This is a genomic window from Desulfovibrio desulfuricans (assembly GCF_004801255.1).
Classification (GTDB): Bacteria; Desulfobacterota; Desulfovibrionia; order Desulfovibrionales; family Desulfovibrionaceae; genus Desulfovibrio; species Desulfovibrio desulfuricans_C.
On the sequence record NZ_CP036295.1, the window covers coordinates 1,414,894 to 1,436,424 of the forward strand.

The 21,531-nt window shown below is 60.6% G+C and carries 12 protein-coding genes and 1 CRISPR repeat array; of the genes, 8 read left to right on the forward strand and 4 right to left on the reverse strand.

The features are described from left to right. Positions 1 to 15: 15 nt before the first annotated feature. The 4 genes from cas7e to cas2e are packed head-to-tail and all read left to right on the forward strand — an operon-like array spanning position 16 to position 2,980. Entirely contained in the window at positions 16 to 1,068 is a 1,053-nt protein-coding gene (cas7e, locus tag DDIC_RS05930) for a type I-E CRISPR-associated protein Cas7/Cse4/CasC (protein WP_136399589.1), read from the forward strand. Continuing rightward, positions 1,058 to 1,780 carry a type I-E CRISPR-associated protein Cas5/CasD gene (cas5e, locus tag DDIC_RS05935; RefSeq protein WP_168732482.1) on the forward strand — a complete coding sequence of 241 codons (723 nt, stop codon included), beginning with the start codon at positions 1,058 to 1,060 and terminating at the stop codon, positions 1,778 to 1,780. The genes cas7e and cas5e overlap by 11 nt, the downstream gene beginning before the upstream one ends. Positions 1,781 to 1,788: 8 nt before the next feature. Beyond that, a complete protein-coding gene (gene cas1e, locus DDIC_RS05940) occupies positions 1,789 to 2,691 on the forward strand; it encodes a type I-E CRISPR-associated endonuclease Cas1e (RefSeq protein ID WP_282097281.1) in 903 nt (300 codons plus the stop codon). Beyond that, on the forward strand, positions 2,672 to 2,980 hold the full coding sequence (gene cas2e / locus DDIC_RS05945) for a type I-E CRISPR-associated endoribonuclease Cas2e (RefSeq protein ID WP_136399592.1): 309 nt from the start codon (positions 2,672 to 2,674) through the stop codon (positions 2,978 to 2,980). Before cas1e ends, cas2e begins: the two co-directional genes overlap by 20 nt. Before the next feature lie 42 nt (positions 2,981 to 3,022). Beyond that, positions 3,023 to 9,162: a CRISPR direct-repeat array (repeat unit 29 nt; unit sequence GTGTTCCCCACACGCGTGGGGATGAACCG). 606 nt (positions 9,163 to 9,768) lie between these two features. Here cas2e and DDIC_RS05950 read toward each other — a convergent pair. Both DDIC_RS05950 and DDIC_RS05955 read right to left on the reverse strand, forming a co-directional pair. Then, positions 9,769 to 10,035: an RNA recognition motif domain-containing protein gene (locus DDIC_RS05950; protein ID WP_136399593.1), complete on the reverse strand. Its 267-nt coding sequence runs from the start codon at positions 10,033 to 10,035 to the stop codon at positions 9,769 to 9,771. A 313-nt stretch (positions 10,036 to 10,348) separates the two neighbouring features. Beyond that, positions 10,349 to 10,576, reverse strand: coding sequence for a hypothetical protein (locus DDIC_RS05955; RefSeq protein ID WP_136399594.1), 228 nt, complete (start codon positions 10,574 to 10,576; stop codon positions 10,349 to 10,351). Positions 10,577 to 10,934: 358 nt separating this feature from the next. Here DDIC_RS05955 and DDIC_RS05960 point away from each other — a divergent pair, with 358 nt between their 5' ends. Further along, positions 10,935 to 11,138 (forward strand): dual CXXC motif small (seleno)protein, encoded by a 204-nt coding sequence (locus DDIC_RS05960; RefSeq protein ID WP_136399595.1) that lies wholly within the window; start codon positions 10,935 to 10,937, stop codon positions 11,136 to 11,138. Positions 11,139 to 11,159: 21 nt separating this feature from the next. Here the strand turns inward: DDIC_RS05960 and DDIC_RS05965 are convergent, their stop codons facing one another. Next, positions 11,160 to 12,620: an NAD(P)/FAD-dependent oxidoreductase gene (locus DDIC_RS05965; RefSeq protein ID WP_136399596.1), complete on the reverse strand. Its 1,461-nt coding sequence runs from the start codon at positions 12,618 to 12,620 to the stop codon at positions 11,160 to 11,162. A 104-nt stretch (positions 12,621 to 12,724) separates the two neighbouring features. Between DDIC_RS05965 and DDIC_RS05970 the strand changes: the two genes are divergently transcribed. Next, on the forward strand, positions 12,725 to 13,738 hold the full coding sequence (locus DDIC_RS05970; RefSeq protein WP_136399597.1) for a YheT family hydrolase: 1,014 nt from the start codon (positions 12,725 to 12,727) through the stop codon (positions 13,736 to 13,738). 77 nt (positions 13,739 to 13,815) lie between these two features. Here the strand turns inward: DDIC_RS05970 and hrpB are convergent, their stop codons facing one another. Continuing rightward, on the reverse strand, positions 13,816 to 16,584 hold the full coding sequence (hrpB, locus tag DDIC_RS05975) for an ATP-dependent helicase HrpB (protein WP_136399598.1): 2,769 nt from the start codon (positions 16,582 to 16,584) through the stop codon (positions 13,816 to 13,818). A gap of 116 nt (positions 16,585 to 16,700) precedes the next feature. On the opposite strand from hrpB, the gene DDIC_RS05980 reads away from it, so the two are divergent. Both DDIC_RS05980 and DDIC_RS05985 read left to right on the forward strand, forming a co-directional pair. Then, a complete protein-coding gene (locus DDIC_RS05980) occupies positions 16,701 to 17,846 on the forward strand; it encodes a sigma-54 interaction domain-containing protein (protein WP_136401037.1) in 1,146 nt (381 codons plus the stop codon). Positions 17,847 to 17,908: 62 nt separating this feature from the next. Next, positions 17,909 to 21,238: a tetratricopeptide repeat protein gene (locus DDIC_RS05985; RefSeq protein WP_247647572.1), complete on the forward strand. Its 3,330-nt coding sequence runs from the start codon at positions 17,909 to 17,911 to the stop codon at positions 21,236 to 21,238. The last annotated feature ends 293 nt before the right edge of the window (positions 21,239 to 21,531 follow it).

A 21,531-nucleotide genomic window follows, 5' to 3' on the forward strand; every position in this document is an offset into this window, starting at 1 on the left:
TTCAGGAGAGTAATCATGCGCCATCTTGAACTGCATATACTGCAATCTGTTCCTGTTGCCTGCCTCAACCGTGATGACCTTGGTTCGCCAAAGACTGCAATTTTTGGCGGCGTGCAGCGTGCAAGGGTCTCAAGCCAGTGCTGGAAGCGGGCAATACGTGAATACTGCAACGAGCTGCTGCCCCAACGTTTTGGTGGAGAGCGTACCCGTTTGATAGTTGAGCCGCTGCGCGACATCTTTATACAAAAGCATGGCATGGATGAGGCAACCGCCCTTGGCAATGCCAAGACTCTGGCGGAAGCAGTGGCAAAGTTTGACGCAGGCGCCGCCCAAAAGGGCAAACTGCAAACCAAAACGCTTTTCTTTACCAGCAAGTCAGAGCTGGAGGCCTTGGCCGCTGGCCTTGTCGCCAATGAAAATGTTAAAAAACACGCCAAAAACTTTGCCCAGTCCCTGTGCACGGACGCGGCGGATATAGCCCTGTTTGGGCGCATGGTGGCCAGTGAGCCAACTCTTACGCTGGAAGGCTCGGCCATGTTTTCTCACGCGCTCTCCACGCATAAGGCAGACAATGAAATAGATTTCTTTTCTGCCCTGGACGACATGCAGCCCGCGGAGGACACCGGGGCGGGCATGACCGGCACGCTGGAATTCAACGCCGCCACCTATTACCGTTTTTGCGCCCTCAATCTGGACATGCTGGCGGATGCCGCCCACCTTGGCGCGCTCAGCCCGGAGGAGCGGCAGGATATTGTTGCCGCCTTTGTGGAGGCGACACTCAAGGCCATGCCCGGAGCCAGAAAAAATTCCATGAACGCCACCACCATGCCCGCGTATGTGCTGTGCGTGCTGCGCGATAGCGGGCACCCTGTACAGCTGATCAACGCCTTTGAAAAAGCCGTGTATTCGCCCGACGGCAGGGGCTATGTGGATGCCTCGGCCAAACGCATGGATGAGGAATACCAGCGGCTGGAAAATACCTGGGGCCTTACGGCGGCGGAGACCATACGCATGCCGGAAAAGGGCCTTGCTGACCTGCTGCAGGGGGTGCGGCGGCATGTGCGCTGACCTTTGCTGCCTTGCCCTGCGCTTGCAGGCCCCAATGCTTTCGTTTGGCAACGAAAGCCGGTTTAACCGGCGGCTGACCGCCTCGTTGCCGTCAAAAAGCGTGGTGGCTGGTCTGCTGTGCGCGGCCAAGGGGTTGCACAGGGGCAGTCACGAAGAGCAGACTTTTTTGCAGATGCTTGCGTCCATGCCCATGCTGGCCGTGGCTGTGCCGCGCAGGCTCGCTGCAGGCGGCAAGGGCTGGGTTGTGCCCGCCGGGCGTACAGTGGATTATCATACCGTACAGGGGACCCGCAAAGCTGCAGGAGGAATAAAGGACTGCCATATCACCTTGCGGCACTATCTGCACGACAGCGCCTTTGGCGTGTTTCTTACCGGCCCGCGCAACGTGCTGGAAGAGGCGGCCATGGCCGTGAAAAATCCCGTGTGGGGTCTCTGGATAGGCCGCAAATGCTGCATACCCAGCGCACCGGTGTTTGGCGGGATTTTTGATTCCGAGGCTGCGGCGTTGCAAGATATGCTTGACGGCCCGCTGGAGCGCTACACCCACGAGCGGGAGGTGGATAAGTTTGAAGACGGCAACGACTCCCTGCCTGATCAGGCGGAAAGCTTTAACTCTGCCGCGCGCAGGTTTGCTCCACGGCGTGTCATGCGTATACGCGCCAAAGCGCACGGCGGGCAGCACACCGAGCAGACAACCGGTGGTGACGGCTGATGCGCCTTATGTCCGAAACCGTGCCCATTAAAGAAAGAAACTCCATGCTCTTTCTTAAATACGGGCGCATTGACGTGGAGGACGGGGCCTTTGTGCTCATAGACGCATCGGGCGTTCGCATGCAGATTCCCGTAGGCGGCGTGGCCTGCCTGTTTCTTGAGCCGGGCACCACGGTGACCCACGCCGCTCTGGCTCTGGCTGCCGATTGCGGCACCTTGATGGTCTGGGTAGGCGAGGGCGGTGTGCGGTTGTACTCAGCCGGGCAACCCGGTGGAGCGCGGGCCGACCGGCTGCTGTATCAGGCCCGCCTTGCCCTGGACGACGAACTGCGCCTTAAGGTGGTTCGGGCCATGTACCGTATGCGTTTTAATGAAGAACCCCCGCAGAAACGCAGCATAGAACAGCTGCGTGGCATAGAAGGCGCTAGAGTGCGTGCGCTGTACAAGTTTCTTGCCGCGCAGCACAGGCTGACCTGGGGAAAGCGGTCTTACGATCCCAAGGAGTGGGATGCCGCTGATATAGTAAACAAGGCCGTAAGCGTCGCCTGTCACTGCTTGTACGGAATCTGCGAGGCGGCGGTGCTTGCGGCAGGGTATGCGCCTGCCATCGGGTTTATCCACTCGGGCAAACCCCTTTCGTTTGTGTACGATGTGGCCGACCTGTTCAAGTTTGAAACCGCCGTTCCTGCGGCCTTGTCGGTTGTGGCAAAAAATTCGGGCAAGATAGAAAGTGAGGTGCGTTTGCGCTGCCGTGATCTGTTCAGGGAAACACGGCTGCTGCAAAAAATTATCCCAGCTATCGAAGAGGTGCTTTCTGCAGGGGGAATCGCCAAACCAGAAAGCCCCCCCGAGGCAATGCCCATAGCCATACCCAACAAAAAGGGGCTTGGTGATGCTGGTCATCGTAACTGAGGCGGTACCTCAACGGTTGCGGGGGTATCTGTCCCGTTGGCTGCTTGAGGTCAGGGCGGGCGTGTACGTTGGTAACTTCTCTGTGCGTGTGCGCCAAAAATTGTGGGAGGTTGTGTGCAAGCAGATAGGCGACGGCAACGCGGTGCTGGCCTGGACATCGAGCCATGAATCAGGGTTTGAGTTTTTAACTGTCGGTACTAATTGTCGCACGCAGGTTGATTGGGATGGGCTGCCGCTCGTCGCATACACCCCTAGGGTTGATGAGGGGGATGCATCGGTAGATTTGTGATGCGGCTGTAACATGCTGTTATAATAACTGTATTAGCGAAGAGTGTTCCCCACACGCGTGGGGATGAACCGCTTATAATTCTATGAAAAAATATGTTAATCCAGTGTTCCCCACACGCGTGGGGATGAACCGAATATCAGTTATGCTAGCCGATGCATCGGATAGTGTTCCCCACACGCGTGGGGATGAACCGATGACCGGGCAATGAGTGACAACAGCAATTCTGTGTTCCCCACACGCGTGGGGATGAACCGACCTCAAGGCCCGCATTGATTGCCAGTTCTGGGTGTTCCCCACACGCGTGGGGATGAACCGCCGCTGCAATTGCTATGTTTTCGTCAATTTGCGTGTTCCCCACACGCGTGGGGATGAACCGGCCCGGAGCGAACCACCACTCCGGGCAATCACGTGTTCCCCACACGCGTGGGGATGAACCGCTGGGTAAACAGGTATGGGTTAGTCAACGCGAGTGTTCCCCACACGCGTGGGGATGAACCGGCCGCGATCAGCTCGCCGCACTCCTCAATGCAGTGTTCCCCACACGCGTGGGGATGAACCGTGGCAAGGACATGGAACCACTCTGACCAAATAGTGTTCCCCACACGCGTGGGGATGAACCGCGGGCGTCATATTAAAAAGCATGGGGCCAATCGTGTTCCCCACACGCGTGGGGATGAACCGCTTTAGCTCGCCCGGAGCAACGGCCAGCAACCGTGTTCCCCACACGCGTGGGGATGAACCGTCTTTTTCGAGTCGGTCTATGGCCTGTCCCTGGTGTTCCCCACACGCGTGGGGATGAACCGCGCACGGCAATATGTGCGGATTCTCCCAGAATGTGTTCCCCACACGCGTGGGGATGAACCGAGCTCGCCGCCAGAAAAGTTGCGGCAGTCAAAGTGTTCCCCACACGCGTGGGGATGAACCGGACATTGTGCGCCTATACGGTAGCTGGCGCTAGTGTTCCCCACACGCGTGGGGATGAACCGCTCCCTGCCCGGGCGTGCTGGCCGATTTCTTGGTGTTCCCCACACGCGTGGGGATGAACCGCTACATTCAAAGTTTGCATTTTATTTCCCCTTGTGTTCCCCACACGCGTGGGGATGAACCGCGCCCGTACTTCCCCGGCAACGAATTAAACATGTGTTCCCCACACGCGTGGGGATGAACCGCAATATGGCGTCAAAATGCTGGCGTATGGCCCGTGTTCCCCACACGCGTGGGGATGAACCGTTTAGCGGAAAAGCAATAAAAAGCCCCCGGCGGTGTTCCCCACACGCGTGGGGATGAACCGACAACTTGTTATAGTTAAGCGTTGAATTATCCGTGTTCCCCACACGCGTGGGGATGAACCGTGTTAGGCTATTTGTCTAGCCTGTACTACTTGGTGTTCCCCACACGCGTGGGGATGAACCGCTTTCTTCGCTAAGATTGCAGGTCTTGTGCGTGTGTTCCCCACACGCGTGGGGATGAACCGCTTTTGACGCCCGCAACGTTGACCCTTCGCAAGTGTTCCCCACACGCGTGGGGATGAACCGCGTTTGTAATCATGGCTGTACCTTATGGGTTAGTGTTCCCCACACGCGTGGGGATGAACCGAGGGCCTTTCATGGCACGTACCGGCAACAGGTGTGTTCCCCACACGCGTGGGGATGAACCGAGACAAACACAAGTTGGGGGCCATATTCGGCCGTGTTCCCCACACGCGTGGGGATGAACCGGAGCCAAATATGATGAGCCTGTCCACAATACTGTGTTCCCCACACGCGTGGGGATGAACCGATAGCGTGTACCATTGCCGCAAAAACTGGACGGTGTTCCCCACACGCGTGGGGATGAACCGCGTGCGCCAGTAAGTATCGTCTACAACTGGACGTGTTCCCCACACGCGTGGGGATGAACCGGTCGTTGCATGCCCGCTGTGCGGGCATGGTTTGTGTTCCCCACACGCGTGGGGATGAACCGCCAGGACCGATTACGACATGTGGGGCATGTAGGTGTTCCCCACACGCGTGGGGATGAACCGTTTGGGTATCGCGGCAGCGTTGAGGCTATCGGGTGTTCCCCACACGCGTGGGGATGAACCGCCAACGATCAGGCACCGCTGGCCATTCGCGGCGTGTTCCCCACACGCGTGGGGATGAACCGAGCTGGCGCAGGCAGAGGGCAATACGCGCGCCGTGTTCCCCACACGCGTGGGGATGAACCGCACCGGCGTCAAAATCAATGTATTTTTCTACGGTGTTCCCCACACGCGTGGGGATGAACCGGGCAGCGAGTACAAACACGGCCAGATATCTGAGTGTTCCCCACACGCGTGGGGATGAACCGACTCCCGATACAACGTGAGGCGGCAACCACCGGTGTTCCCCACACGCGTGGGGATGAACCGACGCGCAAAAAACAGCTGATATATTGCCGGTTGTGTTCCCCACACGCGTGGGGATGAACCGGTTACGGAAAATATAGGTTTGCCATTAGCAAAGTGTTCCCCACACGCGTGGGGATGAACCGCTTGTATGCGGCATAACCGGGAATGGCCCCAGGTGTTCCCCACACGCGTGGGGATGAACCGGGGCTTTTTCAGTTTACCGGCGAGCAGCCCGTGTGTTCCCCACACGCGTGGGGATGAACCGTCAACGTCTATGTGCAAAACAGCGGGGACACCGTGTTCCCCACACGCGTGGGGATGAACCGCCTGAGTGCCATAGCGAGCTCAGCCAGTGTGAGTGTTCCCCACACGCGTGGGGATGAACCGGGCTGTATCAGAAGTGGGCTAACTGCGATGCGGTGTTCCCCACACGCGTGGGGATGAACCGTGGCGCGGCTGCAACAGCGTGTGAACGAACTGCGTGTTCCCCACACGCGTGGGGATGAACCGTGGCGCTTGTCTTCAAACCCGCGCTGTTTTCCGTGTTCCCCACACGCGTGGGGATGAACCGCTCAAACTGCGGTTCATCATCATCTGGGCAGAGTGTTCCCCACACGCGTGGGGATGAACCGAATGTCCCGGCCTTGGCGCACACATGTTCCCTGTGTTCCCCACACGCGTGGGGATGAACCGAGGTTCTCGACAATAATCCTGACCTTGATCCAGTGTTCCCCACACGCGTGGGGATGAACCGCGCGGGCTGTCTCTACCAGATCAGCTGGGCGTGTGTTCCCCACACGCGTGGGGATGAACCGACGCCTTTTATGACGCCGCAAACGATGCTGCAGTGTTCCCCACACGCGTGGGGATGAACCGGTAGACGGCATCGTCTTCCGAGTGATGGTAGAGTGTTCCCCACACGCGTGGGGATGAACCGAATCCCCCTTCATCGAAACCAACGACAACTTCGTGTTCCCCACACGCGTGGGGATGAACCGGAACTCTTCCCAAACACCGGGGGGCGGCGTCCGTGTTCCCCACACGCGTGGGGATGAACCGCGAAAACCCCTGATCGAACAGGGCGTCTTCGTGTGTTCCCCACACGCGTGGGGATGAACCGTCGTTTGTCTCTGCTGCTTTCAGGGCAGTATCGTGTTCCCCACACGCGTGGGGATGAACCGCCGTTCAAGATGAGGTGTTGAGCGGCGTTGATGTGTTCCCCACACGCGTGGGGATGAACCGATGGTTTGGTATTTTTGCAAGGCGGCCGGGTCGTGTTCCCCACACGCGTGGGGATGAACCGACTGCGCTGCCTGACCACAATGTTGTCATATAGTGTTCCCCACACGCGTGGGGATGAACCGCTGACGTTGATGGTCTGAGAGCTGCTGCTTGGGTGTTCCCCACACGCGTGGGGATGAACCGTCTTTTGCGCGTGCCATTATTGCACCACCAGAGTGTTCCCCACACGCGTGGGGATGAACCGTATTGTCCAGGTCGCGCGGGTCACGGCGCAGGGCCTGTGACGGTGTTCCCCACACGCGTGGGGATGAACCGAATTACAGTTTGGTCTCCATAGAGACCGGCGCGTGTTCCCCACACGCGTGGGGATGAACCGCTCAATTGTTGTTTGGCTAGAGAGTACTATGTGTGTTCCCCACACGCGTGGGGATGAACCGGATTTGCGCCCATACCACGAGGCTGTGAGCATGTGTTCCCCACACGCGTGGGGATGAACCGACTTCTACGGTCTGCGCGACACCGTGCGACTGGTGTTCCCCACACGCGTGGGGATGAACCGACGGAACCAGCCTTGAGCTGGCCTCGGCGGAAGTGTTCCCCACACGCGTGGGGATGAACCGGCGGTGTCTGCCTTGCCGGTGTTGCGGTTTATGTGTTCCCCACACGCGTGGGGATGAACCGCCGTTTTTTGGCAAACGTTCAAAAACGTTCAAGTGTTCCCCACACGCGTGGGGATGAACCGCACCTCACAGCTTGTTCGGGGATTTGGTCACAGTGTTCCCCACACGCGTGGGGATGAACCGATTGTCGGTTACGTATGATTTGTCCCCGACTAGTGTTCCCCACACGCGTGGGGATGAACCGACACGTGGGGGTGGCTGATGATCGCCATCATCGTGTTCCCCACACGCGTGGGGATGAACCGCTGGCGCATAAATACATCAACGAGAGCGGGAAGTGTTCCCCACACGCGTGGGGATGAACCGTTCAATGCCAGTGTAGCAGATGCCCAGCGCGCGTGTTCCCCACACGCGTGGGGATGAACCGGAGCTGTGCTGATGGGTGCTTTACTCGCCGCTGTGTTCCCCACACGCGTGGGGATGAACCGCCGTATTTTTCAGTAAACGCCTTAGCATCCATGTGTTCCCCACACGCGTGGGGATGAACCGCGTGGACTGTACCGACAGCTCAATAATTCCCCGTGTTCCCCACACGCGTGGGGATGAACCGACGACGATTCATCGTTCTGGCCTGAGGGTATCGTGTTCCCCACACGCGTGGGGATGAACCGTGGTTGGGGTTTATCAAAAGCGGCAATCCTGAGTGTTCCCCACACGCGTGGGGATGAACCGGAGTCGCCCGCGCCGCTGGCCATGGAGGGTGCGTGTTCCCCACACGCGTGGGGATGAACCGTACGCAGCGCCGCCATGGCACTGCAAAACCATGTGTTCCCCACACGCGTGGGGATGAACCGGATTCAAAAGATTCAAAGCGCAGTAACATTGAGTGTTCCCCACACGCGTGGGGATGAACCGGGCAGGAGGCGGAGTTGCTCGACGCCCTGGGCGTGTTCCCCACACGCGTGGGGATGAACCGGCGGTTGATCCGCCGGTGGCTGTGCCGTCGTCGTGTTCCCCACACGCGTGGGGATGAACCGCGGTAAAATCTTTGTCTGGCACATCTATTGTGGTGTTCCCCACACGCGTGGGGATGAACCGAGCACAATACCAGGTTCTTTTCCACGCTCAATGTGTTCCCCACACGCGTGGGGATGAACCGTCGCGCACAAATCCGAGATGGACAAGGTGCAGGTGTTCCCCACACGCGTGGGGATGAACCGCCGCCCGCCGGGCCGTGGCTACGCCTCCCACTGTGTTCCCCACACGCGTGGGGATGAACCGAAGAATTTCACTCTGCGTTTCGCAAGGGCTAAGTGTTCCCCACACGCGTGGGGATGAACCGACCGCGCCATTCCATAAAATGGAGGCCGAACGGTGTTCCCCACACGCGTGGGGATGAACCGCTCACCAGATGATCGGGCGTCCACTGGCCGCGGTGTTCCCCACACGCGTGGGGATGAACCGACACCATCCTCACCGTCCCAGCAAGCGGCAATGTGTTCCCCACACGCGTGGGGATGAACCGGTAGCCGAGCTGCGAGAGCAAGCTAACATGGCGCGTTCCCCACACGCGTGGGGATGAACCGTCGCAAAACTCCTGCGGCGTAATTTTGTCGCCGTGTTCCCCACACGCGTGGGGATGAACCGTTTATGCGGGCCTTGCGCTTGCCGTACCGGGCGTGTTCCCCACACTCGTGGGGATGAACCGTCTGGAATGCATCGTTCTTGACGCTATCCAATGTGTTCCCCACATGCGTGGGGATGAACCGCACCGTGTCGGCCTCAACGCCCTGATCCCAGAGTGTTCCCCACACGCGTGGGGATGAACCGGTACATCTGACAAGTAAGCCGGTGGCGCTCATGTGTTCCCCACACGCGTGGGGATTATTCTTACATTTTCCATATGCGCAGCTCCGAGTAGACGTGTTCCCCACACGCGTGGGGATTATTCCCCTCCACCATCATTCCGTTGAAAGCCAATGCATTCTGACATATGAGTCAACAATCGGGTGAGCGCCGTTACTTGATGGGGCGGCATAATAAAAATCGCGCCGCATGCCGACCCGCGCCGCATTCGCCCGCAGGCTGCCTTTTGCGGATGAGGATTACATGGAACTGAAACGAATTTTGGGCATTTTACGTGATCTGTTCTTGCCGCAGCCCCGCAACGCCTGTCCGCATTGCGGCGGAATACGTTGCATCGGCGCATGCCAGTTTAATGAAAAACAGCCCGTGGCTGCAGAAGACAAGGCCGCCCCAGCGGTTGCGCCGTCCGAAGCTCCCGCGTCTGTTACGCCATTTTCGCCGCCTGCGGCATCACATCTGGCACCGTCGCTTGCATCGTCGATGCCGTCCGACCGCTCCCCCTCATCCGCAGCTGCCGCTCCGCCAGCCAAAACCTTCGACGCCCCGACCGAACCGCCCGCAGCACCTGCCGGGCAGGCGGCATCCCTCCCGGCAGAGCAGGCAAAGACAGGGCAAAAATAGTTTTAGTCCGTCCACAGGGCACAAAAAAAGCCGCTGTTTGCACAGCGGCTTTTTTGTGGGAAATTTGCTGTCTACCAGCGGCGGGGCGCAGGGCGGCGTTCTTCCGCCTGATTGATGCGCAGGGTACGTCCGCCGAAATCAACGCCGTTCAGGGCTTCGATGGCCTTGTGAGCGTCGGCTTCGTCCATTTCAACAAAGCCAAACCCACGGGGGCGGCCTGTTTCGCGGTCCATGATGAGCTTGACGGAAAGGGGTTCACCATAAGGGGCGAAAAGGGCTTCAATGCCTTCCTGAGTGGCGGAAAAGGGCAGATTGCCGACATAAATGGAAACGGCCATAACGACTCCGTTGTTGAGGTGGGTAAACTTTCCGCTTGAAGCCTTACCCACGCAAAGTCTCTGGCAAAAAGAAGTACTGCACCCTATGAATAATGGCGAACACTACTGTCAAGCGGTAATGTCGTCAAGAATTATCTGCAACGGTAAATGAAATGATCGGCAAGACGGCAAAATAGACTGAATTGCTAGTATTGAAATTTTTTTAGTAAAGATGATATGATTTACATTATTGCAGCGAGTAGGGAGCAATGCGCAAAGAAGCATTGCCTGTACTGCAAAAGGCCGGTAAAACCGGCCTTTTTGACAGCAAGATCTAGATGGCCTGCGTCTTTTTCTTGGCAGGAGATTTCTTCGCCTTGGCAGAAGACTTGGCAGAAACCTTTTTTGCTTTGGCGGGAGCCTTGGCCTTGCTGGCTTTGGGCGCTTTGGTTCCACTTACAACAGGAGCATTAGCATTGCTTGCAGCGTTGGCTTCGCTGCTGATCCAGCAGGGGGCGGTGATCAGCGAAAGAGCCATGGCGGCCAAAATGAGCTTTTTCATGTTATTATCCGTTTCTTCTGGTTATGCCACATTCACAACGATATGGCTGTACGTCTATGGCATGAGCTGACGCAGGACGCAATAACAAATTTGGCCCTACGTAACCGCTGGTTTGCGGGCATTTTTTTGCAGGTTGCGGTCTATGCGCTGCTGGTTTTAGCCTTGCTGGCCCAATGTTGACAAAAATGCAGCTTGAATGCTTTAACAACAAACTGCGTAGTGGGTCTCTGCCCATCCGTCGCTCAATTTTGGCTCAGGCGCGCGGCAGCCAGCGGCATGCGGATCAAACGCGCCGTTTGCGCAACTCGCCCGCAGTGCGCCGCGTTCGGCTTATTCATCTTTTACACACAGAGTCGTCATGGCTTTTTTTGCCCCTCGTGATGCCAAAACTACCCTTGCATGTCCTACCTGCGGCGCGTCCCTGCATATCGCCCGTACCTGCCATGAGGTGTACATGCACTGCCCGGCCTGCAAGGCCCAGTTTCAGCTTCAGGATTACATCCGTCAAGCGGATGAAGCCATGGAGCATTTTTTGGAAAACGTCTACTGCAACCGCATCTGACAGCCATTTGCCCGGCGCGCGTCAGTCTGGGTACGTGTCCGCCTGCTGACCCGCCTGCGGGGTCGGGCGACCCACGTGGCGGCATTTTACCAGCTCTCTGGCTGCGGCCATGCCGCTGGCCCAGGCCCAGTGCAGGTTGTACCCGCCCAGCAGCCCAGCAACATCAAGCAGTTCGCCAACCACAAACAGATTTTGCCGCACACGGCTGCGCATGGTTTTGGGGTCTACTTCGTCGGTATTCACGCCGCCGGAGCAGGCCTCTGCCTTTTTGAGCCCTGCAGTAGCAGCAGGGGTTACGCTATGCCGCTGCACAGCCTCCACAATGGCCAGCCGCGCGGCGCGAGATAATTCCGCCGTTTTGCGGCGTGCCCACTCCTGCGGCAGCAGGGCATCCACCAGGCGTTGCGGCAAATGTCGGGCCATTAGAGCGCGCGGCGTCTGTTTGCCTGTCTGGGGCGCATCCAGCAGGGCGGCCACATCGATAGAGGGCAAAAAGTTCAGCTTCAGGGTCGCGCCCTGATCCCAGTAAAGCGAGGCCTTGAGCGCAGCCGGGCCGCTAAGCCCGTCATGGGTAAAAAGCAGGTCGTCCTGCCATTGCCGCTCGCCCAGTTCTAAGCGTACCGGCAGGCTTATGCCTGTAAGGTCCAGCAGGGGGGAGTCGGCGTTGAGCCGCAAAGGAGTCAGCACCGGGCGGGGCGGTATAACGCTGTGCCCAAGATCCGCCGCCAGCCGGTAGCCCGCGCCGCTGCCGCCAGCCTGCGGCCAGGCGGGGCTGCCCAGGGCCAGTACCAGCGCCTTGCCGCGCCACTGGCCGCCTTCGGTCTGCACAACAAAGCCGTCGGGCATCGTCTGCACCCCGGTAACGGCATTGCCGCAGACAATGTGGCAGCCGTGGCTGCGGCAGTCGTCCACCAGCGCCCGCACAAGCCGCTGGGCGGCGACAGTAAGAAAAAGCTGCCCGTGCGAACGCTCTTCAAAAGGCAGGTTCCACGCCTGTACCATGCGCAGCATATGCTCTGGCGTAAAGGCCTTGAGGGCCGGGGCGCAAAACGCGTTGCCCCTGCTGCCGTCGCAGCGGTAATCACGCGGGGCCACCGAGCGGTTGGTAAAGTTTGCCTTGCCGCCGCCGCTCACGGCCAGCTTGCGGCCCGGCGCAGGCCCGCGCTCAAGCAGCACAACGCGCATACCGTTTGCCGCAGCCTCTCTGGCGCACATAAGACCGGCCGCGCCCGCGCCCAAAATCAGCACGTCAACGGTTTCAGGGGAGGCAGAGGCCTTGCCCACTTGAACTGAACGTCCGTCAGGGCTGCCGTAGAGGGGCGCTGGATTGCCGCGATTGGCGGTTTTGCGGCCAGCGGGTTTGTCCTTGCCGCAGTCGGCCTGGGGCGTGTCCCGGTTGGGTTGCGCCTGTGCAAAGGCCTGCCGGGCGGGATTTGACAGAATTTTACGCGCGGCGCTATTTTGGGGAGCTTTGTTATGCATGCGGCGAAAATATACGAGGCTTTGGCGGCTGCCAAGCCCTCATTTCCCCGCCTTTGTCCGACACGACCTGCGCCCGGCCGCAGGCCCATTCTACCGGAATTGCCATGCCTGTTCTAGCTTCATCCTACGTTGCGCCCTGGTACGCGCGCAACGGCCATGCAAATACCATGTGGCCGGTTCTTTTTCGCAAGCGGCCAGCAATTTCGCCCTCCATGCGGCGCGTGCGCATCGACACGCCCGACGGGGATTTTATTGATCTGGACCAGCACCCGGCCTGCGAAAAAAGCGGTACGGCGTGCGGGGCGGAGCGCCCTTTCGGGCAGGGACGCGGCGTGGCTGTGGTCTCGCACGGGCTTGAGGGCAACAGCCGCCGCAAGTATGTGCTGGGCATGACCAACACCTTGCGGGCCGCCGGTTTTGACGTGCTGGCCTGGAACATGCGTTCGTGCTCCGGCGAGAGCAACCGCACGGCCCGCCTGTACCATATGGGTGAAATAGACGACCTGGGAACAGTGGTGCGCTACGCCGAAAGGTTTGACCGTCCTGTGCTGCTGGCTGGGTTCAGTATGGGCGGCAACCAGATTTGCCGCTATCTGGGCCGGGGGCCGGTTTCCCCGCTTGTGCGGGCGGCTGTGGCGGTGTCCGTTCCCTGCGATCTGGCCGCTGCCGCGCCTGTGATGGACGGCCCCGCCTGCCGCATCTACATGGAGTATTTTTTGCGTACCCTGCGCAACAAGGTGCGCGAAAAGGCCGGGCGCTTTCCGTCCTATCCGTCGGTGGAGGGCGTGGACAAAATCCACACGTTTGCAGAGTTTGACGAGCGTTTTACCGCGCCTGCCTTTGGTTTTGCCTCCGCCCGGGACTACTGGCAAAAAAATACGGTTCTGCCCGACCTGCCGCGCATTGCCGTGCCGACGCTGCTGCTCATGTCGGCGGATGACCCGTTTTGCGCGCCCTCGTGCTATCCGTGGCAGGTGGCCGAGCGCAGCGAGCATCTGTACCTTGAGGTTGCGCCGCACGGCGGGCACGTGGGCTTTGTGCGCCCCGGTCAGGAATATTATAGTGAGCGGCGCGCGCGCGAGTTTGTGCAGGGGCTTGTGGATCGCGGCGTTTACTAGCACGCGGCTTGCACTGCATGCTGATGCCTGTGCGGGCAGGGCCGCAAGCGGGCGGGGGCGTTCCCAGTTCGCGAAGGTCAGCCTTTTTGCCGCTCGGCCATACGTTTTTTGGTCAAAACCGTGGCTGGGGCGCTCAACGGGTCTTCCGGCCAGGGATGTTTGGGATAACGACCCCGCATTTCGGCACGTACAGCCGGATAGCCGTTGCGCCAAAAACTGGCCAGATCGCGCGTAACCTGCAGCGGGCGGCCAGCGGGGGAATTGAGGCGCAGCACCAGGGCCACGCGGTTGTTGGCAATGCGCGGCGTATCCACGCAGCCGAAAAGTTCCTGCAGTTTGGCGGCCAGCCATGGGCCGCCGTCTTCACCATACACAATGGGGCGCATGGCCCCTGACGGAACCTGCCACTCCGGGGGGGCCTGCCGGTCAAGCATACGGTGCAGATTGCCCGGCAGCAGCCCGCGCAGGGCATCGTACAGCCGTGCCGGGGCGAGCGTTGCCAGCGCGTTGGCGCGCGACTGTTTTTCGCTCTGCCCAAGGGCCTGCGCCAGCGCGGGCGCAAGCCAGTCCTCAAGCCCAGCCAGCAGGGCCGCGTCCGAAATATCCGGCCATGCGTCTCCCTCAAGTTCGCGCATCAGGCTTACCCGTGCGCGCCACTGGCGTGCCGATTCGTCCCATGGCAGACATTCCAGCCCCTTATTCCGCACATGTTCGCACAGGGCCGCAGCGCACTGATCGGGCAGGGGGCGGGGCAGGGGGGCGTCTTCCAGCACCAGCGCGCCAAGGCTGCGTTGGCGTCTTGCGCTGACCAGCCCTGCGTCGGAAACCGAAAGCCTGTCTTCGCTACGGATGTCCGCGCTGAAAAGTTCCGTCAGATCCTGTTCCGCCAGCGAAGCCGCAAGGCGTATACGTCCGTGCGGGGCGGCTCCGTCCACCTCCGCCACAGCCAGAAAATCCTGTCGTGCAAGCGGGTCGTCGCTCGCAAGCTGTGCTGCCCGGCCGCTGCGCAGCAAAAAGGGCGTGCTGGCGGCAAGACCGCCGCTGGTTTGCTGCCCGTCGCCCTGGCGCATGGCGACCTGCTCCGGCCAGGCAACGGCAATAAGCCGACCAAGATTGGCCGCCTGCCCCAGCGCCCGGGAAAAGAGATTGTCCCCGTGTTTCAGCTGGCTTTGCTGGCCGCATGACGGGCCGGTCTTCGAGCCAGCCTGCGAGCATGGTTTGTCCGTCCGCCCCGGCTGGCGCGCAAGCCGCTGGGCCAGACTGCGCAGACGTTCACGGGCGGCGTCTGCGTTTTTGATCGTACCGGTATCGCGGCAGAGCCAGTCAAGGCGGCGCAGCACGTCGCAACCGGCTCCGGCTGCGGACATGCCGGTGCCTTGCTTGCCGGTTGCGCGCGCAAGGGGGTCGCGCTCTTCGAGCAGGGCCGCCGTGCAGGCTGCCAGAGGGGCAAGACCGTTGTCGCGGCCCCACAGCAGCAGCCGGGCTGTACGCGGGGCAAGGGGCAGGGCGGCCATCTGCCGCCCAAGGGCTGTTGGCCGCAACTGGGGGTCAATGGCCCCAAGTGCCTGCAGGCTCGATTGCGCCACCGTCATGCGGGCGGCTGGCGGCGTATCCAGCCAGGGCAGGCATGCGGGATCCGTAACGCCCCACACGGCCAGCTGCAGCGCAAGGCCGCTGAGGTCGGCGTCGAGAATTTCAGGCCGGATGTGCGGGCGCATGCCGTGCTCCTGCTCTTTTGCCCATAGGCGGCAGCAGATGCCTGGTTCAATGCGCCCCGCGCGCCCTGTCCGCTGGGCGGCGCCCGCCAGCGAAACACGCTCCGTCACCAGACGCGTCAGGCCGCTGGCCGGGTCAAACCGCGCCAGACGGGTCAGGCCGCAGTCCACCACCAGCCGCACGCCTTCAATGGTCAGCGAGGTTTCGGCAATGGAGGTGGCCAGCACCACTTTGCGCAGGCCCTTGACCGCAGGCGCAATGGCGGCGTCCTGCTCCCGTGCGGAAAGGTTGCCGTAGAGCGGGCACAGCGTCGCATCCGCTGGCAGCGTGCCTTCGAGCAGGGCCGCAAGGTGGCGTATTTCTCCCGCTCCGGGCAAAAAGGCCAGCAGGCTGCCCTGTTCGGTCTGCAACAGGTGGGCAATCACGTCGGCCATATGCCGCCACAACAGGGGACCCGCCCCTGCCGTGGATGCCGGGCCGCCGCCCACCACCTGTCCGGCCCGGATTTTGGGCGGCAGGTGGCGCAGTTCTACAGGATAGGTCTTGCCCTCGCAGGCGACGGCGGGGCAGTCGCCAAGCAGCGCGGCTACAGCAGCCACATCCAGCGTGGCAGACATGACGAGCAGCCGCAGGTCGGGGCGCAGCGCCGACTGGCTTTCAAGGCAAAGGGCAAGGCCCGTGTCGGCAATGAGCGAGCGCTCGTGAAATTCGTCAAAAATAACGCAGGCGACGTCCGGCAGGTCGGGGGCCTGCTGCAGCATGCGGGTAAGCACGCCTTCGGTGACGACCTCCACGCGGGTGTCTGGCCCCACGCGGCTTTCGTCCCGCATGCGGTAGCCAACAAGCCCGCCGGGCTGCCCACCCGTCAGAGCCGCCATATAGCGGGCCAGCGCCCGCGCCGCCACCCGCCGTGGTTCAAGCAGCAGAATGCGGCGGCCCTCAAGCCATGGCTGGTTGACGAGCCACAGGGGCACGCGGCTGCTCTTGCCCGCGCCGGGCAGGGCGCTGAGCACCAGATTGCGGCCTTGCGCCAGCGTATCAAGAATTTTTGGGCGCGAGACGTCGAGCGGGCAGGGGGGCAGGGACAAATCGTCAAGTGGGGCGGTGGAGTGCGCTGGGCGGTCGGTCATGGCAAAAGGCCGCAGGGCTGAGGGTAAATACAGAGTAATAGACGCATTTTTACTGGTAATCCAATGCGTGTCAGTGTATTGACACAGGAAAGGACATGCACGCGGAGAATGCACACATGGAGTTGAACACCAGCGGCATTATCGGCCAGAGCACGACTCTGGCTGAAGTCTTCAAGGTTCTCGGCAAGGTTGCGCCGACGGACAGCACTGTGCTTGTAACCGGTGAATCGGGAACTGGCAAGGAATTGCTTGTGCGCGCCCTTCACGCCAACAGCCGCAGGGCTGACAAGCCCTTTGTGCCCATCAACTGCGGGGCCATACCTAAAGAACTGCTTGAAAGCGAACTTTTCGGACACGAAAAGGGCGCCTTTACGCACGCCATCCGCTCCAGGCCTGGCCGGTTTGAAATGGCCGACGGCGGAACCATCTTTCTTGATGAAATTGGCGAGATGGAGCTGAGCCTGCAGGTCAAAATCTTGCGCGTGCTGCAGGAAAAAGAAATAGAGCGCGTGGGCGGCACGGGCAGCAAAAAGGTGGATGTGCGCATTGTGGCCGCCACCAACCGCGATCTGGAGGTAGAAGTTGCCGCCGGGCGCTTTCGCGAGGATCTCTATTATCGCCTGAACGTCATTCCGCTGCATCTGCCGCCGCTGCGGCAGCGCGGCAACGACGTGCTGCTGCTCGCCCGGTACTTTCTCAACCATTTTTGCGTCAAAAAAAATCGCGTGCCCCTTGTGCTGGACGAAACCACCCGGCGCATCCTGGCTGCCTACGCCTGGCCGGGCAACGTTCGCGAGCTTGAAAACTTCATGGAACGCCTGAGCATCCTTGTGGACGGCGACACGGTTTGCATGGAGGATCTGCCGCCCAAGATACTGGACCACGTGGGCGACGTCTCGCTGCTGCCCCCTGTGGATGAAGACCCCCCAGCAGTGGCTGCGGAACAGCCCCCGGCTGCCCATGGAGAAGCTGCCGCCGTCGCGGGGGCGGACGCCAGCGCTGCAGTTGCAGGGGCGGCCACGGCTGCCGCGTCACCGCCCGATGCGGCTGCGCCAGCGGCAGCAGGCGGGGTGTTTGTGTGGCCCAATCTCGGCGTTTTGACCGAACACGGGCTGAACCTCAAGGATTTTTTGGACACCATTGAGAACCGCCTTATTGATGAGGCGCTGGCCAAGGCGGAAGGCGTTAAAAACCAGGCCGCAGAGCTTTTGGGCATCAAGCGGACAACGCTCATTGAAAAGCTCAAAAAGCGTGGTTCTTAGCGGCATAAAATTTGCATGAATTCTTGCGGCTCACATGCCACGACTTTTCCTGCGAAGTGCAAGTGAAAACACAACTTTTTGCCGACGCGCCACGGCCTCATATCACCACCCGCAAGGGTGCGCCCGCCAAACCCCGCTTTTGCCTGGGGCCTTTGCTGTTTTTGCTGAGTTTTTTGCTGCTTGCCCAGCCCGCCCACAGCATGAGCTGGAGCTGGGCCCCCCTTGCCGAAAACGGCGGGGCCCCGTCAGCCGCTCGCCCCGCCAGCGAACGTCTGAGCCTGAACCTTGACAACCCCGGTCAGGTGCGCAGACTTGTGCGCAGCGGCACCAATACCCTGCTGCTTTTTCTTGAAGGCCCCGCACCCGAGCTTGTGCGTCATGGGGCGGCGCCCGTGCCTGGGGCGATGCTCGAGAGCGTTGGCGTTTCCAACGGGCAGGTGCGCATTACACTTTCGCCCAAGGCCGTGAACCATGTGATGCGGCGGTCTTCGCCCTCGGTTCTGGATATAGAAATTTTTGCCGCCGGGGCACAGCACGAGGATGCTGCCGCCCGTCAGGGGGGGCTTACCCAGACCTCTGGCGATGACGTTGCCAGCTCTGACGGACAGGAACCTTCGTTTGCGGTTAATTTGCCGGCTGAAGCCGCCAAAGGCTTTTTGCGTAGCGCCGTCGCAATGCTGGATGATGTCCAGCGGGGCGTCCGGGCCATGTCGGCCTCTGACATGATGTCGGCTGCCAGGGCCCGTATGGAGGGCTTTGGCCAGTCGTTTTTCAACTTTTCCGCTACTGATGCCGCCATTGCGGCGGAGGTTCCCGCACAGCGGACAGCGGCCGGCACAGGCGGTTCGACACTGCAGGGGCCGAGCCTGATGAGTAGGGTGAACCCTGGCGGGCCGGAAAACTGGCCTGACGAAAAGGGGCTCTCCACCTCTATTCCCGTCAATGCCGCACCGGCTGCATCGGCAACGCCAGCGGCAGCAGCTCAGGGCGCTGTCTCGGCAGGCTCCATCCAGCCCGCGCAGCCCGCGACTCAGGCGGCGCCACAGCCCGCGTTGCCTGCGTCCCCAACCCGGCCCGCAAATGCCCCGGCTGCCGCAGCCCTGCCCGCGCAAAAGCCAGCTCCTGCTCCCGCGCAGGCCCCGGCCCAACCTCCTGTACAAATGCAGGCCGCCCCTGCTGCTTCTCCGGCAAAACCTGCCGAGATCATTGGCAATGTATCTGGCAAGGTCAGCGGTGACATGGTGGGGCTGCCCAGCCAGGCCGACAAGGGCGGGCATGGCGGCGGAGGCGGCGCGCAGGGGGCCAAGGAAGAACCCGCTCGCCCCGTGGTCTATGTGGACGAGCAGGGCAACCCTGTGGAAAAGCCCGCTGATCCGCTCAAGATGATGGACGATGTGGAACGCCTCATCAAGGAACGCAAATTTGTCGAGGCATTGCCCCAGCTGGAAAAGCTCAAGGAAATGCCCTCGCTAAGCGCAGAATTGCGTGAAAAAACGCTGTACTACATCAGCGACTGCACCTGGGCCAGGTATTCAGACAATCCTCTGGCGGGGTTTGAACCCATTGTTTCCGCCACCAGCGAGGCCATGAACTTTAACCTGCGTTCCATACGCGTGCCCGAGGCCCTGTTGCGGCTGGGGCTTGTAAACGTCAATGTGGGCAATCTGGTGGACGCCAGCGGCTACATAGTGGCCATGTACCGGCGGTATCCCGATTATCCCGGCGTGGCGCAAGGCTTTACAGCGCTGGGCAAGGCGCAGCTCAAGCGCCACATGGACGCGCAGGCGGAAGTGTCGTTTGCCATGGTGCTCGACAAGTACCCGGAATCTTCCTTTTTGCAGGAGGCCTCCGTGGGGCTGGCCCAGGCCTTGAGCAACCAGCGCAAGTATCAGAATGCGCAGGTTATACTGGACTTTATCAGCAAGCGTTGGCCCCGCTATTATATTGAAGACCCGTTGTTTCTCTTTTTGCAGGCTGGCAATGACGAGGCCTTGAACCGGCCCGCCGACGCCCTCACCCTGTACTGGCTGTACTATAACCTCGTGCCTGCGCAAAAGGGCAATGACGAGCTGCTTTTCAAGATGGGCGACATGTACGCCCGCCTTGGCAACAAGGCCGCCGCCGATTTTCTTTACACGTATCTGACGCGGCTTTTTGCCGACAGCCCCGTTGCGCGGATGGCCAACCTGCGGCTTGCCGAGGGCGGCATATATGACGCGCCCATCAATTACGAAGCCATGAGTCAGGTTTTTGCCAGAGCTGCCAGCGGCAACCTGCAAAAGGTATATACAGACCTTGCCGCAGCCTCGCGCACCGCGCCCGAGTCGGTCACCGCGCGCATCAAGGAGGCCATGTGGCTTTACTGGAGCAAACGTTACACCGAGGCCATGGGCAAGGCCGCTGATTTTATTGACAGCTACCCCGAAAACGTCAACGTGGCGCAGGCCCGCGACATCATCTGGCTGGCCTTTCAAAAAGAGCTGGCCAACTCCATGGCCGAAAAAAACTACGGCCGCATTCTTATTCTCTGGAACGGTTTTCCGCTGGTGCGCGAGCGGTATGGAGCCATTGACCCCCGCATGCGTTACGCCCTTGCCCAGGGCATGCTTGAGCGCGGAGAGGAAAAACCAGCCCTCGACATGATGGCCGAATTTTTAAAGTCACCCATGGATCCGCAGTACGGCGAGGCGGCCTTTACGGAATTTTTCAACCGTTACCTCAAAGCCGGGGACTGGACCAAAATACTTGATCTCGGCAAAATTGTGTCCACCTGGCCGCTCAAACCCCAGCTTCGCAGCCAGCTTGATTACGCCATGGCGCTTTCGGCCCAGAATCTCAACCTGACCGGCCCCGCGCTTGCCATGTGGCGCAACCTTGCAGACCGGCAGGATATTCCCGTGTACCAGCGGGCTTACGCCACGTATTTTCTGGCCCGCGATGCGGAGCAGCGCAAGGACATCCGTAATTCCTACACGCTGAACCGCAAGGTTATCGAGCTGTTTACCCAGCTGCAGGACGAGCGCTCGGACAAGGCTGATCCGCAACGCATCAAGGACGCCATGCTCTCGCTTATGGATATCTGCGAGGTGGCCAACCGCGTGCCTGAAGCGCTGGAATGGCTTGCGAGGTATAATGCCTTTGTGCCGCAGAATTCGCCGGAGTATCCCGGGCTGCGTTTCCGCGAGGCGCGGTTGTACCGCAAGCTGGGCGACTCCACGCGGGCCCAGGCCCTGCTTGAGGATATTGTGCGCAACTATGCCGATTCTCCTTTTGCCAAGGCCTCCACTGCGGAACTGCATACCTTTGAAGTGTCGCGCGACCTGCAAAACTACCTGCCCGGCGGGGCAGGCAGTCAGGCCGCCCCTGCTGGCAAGCCTGCGGGCAACCCCTGATTTTATCCGTTTACATTCGGCGCGTGCGGGCGCTGGCTGTCTCCTGACGCGCGCCGGGCGTGCTCTGCGGTTGCGTCGAGCCATGCTCTCGCGACATGTCTTGTGGTGCGTTGCCATACTTTGTTCCGCTTGCCATCTGTGTGCCGGGCGGGTTTTTGCGCTTTGCGGCAAGGCTGCGAGATGCGCATTGCATGCGGTTTGTGCTTGGAATATAATAAAACAATACGAGTGGGCCTGCGGTTATCCTGGCCCAGATGTACAAAGATTGATCCAACATGACAGGGCGATATAGC

Coding starts and splice junctions, on each gene's coding strand:
- hrpB (WP_136399598.1), bottom strand. CDS start 16,584: ATGACCGACCGCCCAGCGCACTCCACCGCCCCACTTGACGATTTGTCC.
- DDIC_RS05955 (WP_136399594.1), bottom strand. CDS start 10,576: ATGAAAAAGCTCATTTTGGCCGCCATGGCTCTTTCGCTGATCACCGCC.
- DDIC_RS05960 (WP_136399595.1), top strand. CDS start 10,935: ATGGCTTTTTTTGCCCCTCGTGATGCCAAAACTACCCTTGCATGTCCT.
- DDIC_RS05950 (WP_136399593.1), bottom strand. CDS start 10,035: ATGGCCGTTTCCATTTATGTCGGCAATCTGCCCTTTTCCGCCACTCAG.
- cas7e (WP_136399589.1), top strand. CDS start 16: ATGCGCCATCTTGAACTGCATATACTGCAATCTGTTCCTGTTGCCTGC.
- DDIC_RS05970 (WP_136399597.1), top strand. CDS start 12,725: ATGCCTGTTCTAGCTTCATCCTACGTTGCGCCCTGGTACGCGCGCAAC.
- cas5e (WP_168732482.1), top strand. CDS start 1,058: ATGTGCGCTGACCTTTGCTGCCTTGCCCTGCGCTTGCAGGCCCCAATG.
- cas2e (WP_136399592.1), top strand. CDS start 2,672: ATGCTGGTCATCGTAACTGAGGCGGTACCTCAACGGTTGCGGGGGTAT.
- DDIC_RS05965 (WP_136399596.1), bottom strand. CDS start 12,620: ATGCATAACAAAGCTCCCCAAAATAGCGCCGCGCGTAAAATTCTGTCA.
- cas1e (WP_282097281.1), top strand. CDS start 1,789: ATGTCCGAAACCGTGCCCATTAAAGAAAGAAACTCCATGCTCTTTCTT.
- DDIC_RS05980 (WP_136401037.1), top strand. CDS start 16,701: ATGGAGTTGAACACCAGCGGCATTATCGGCCAGAGCACGACTCTGGCT.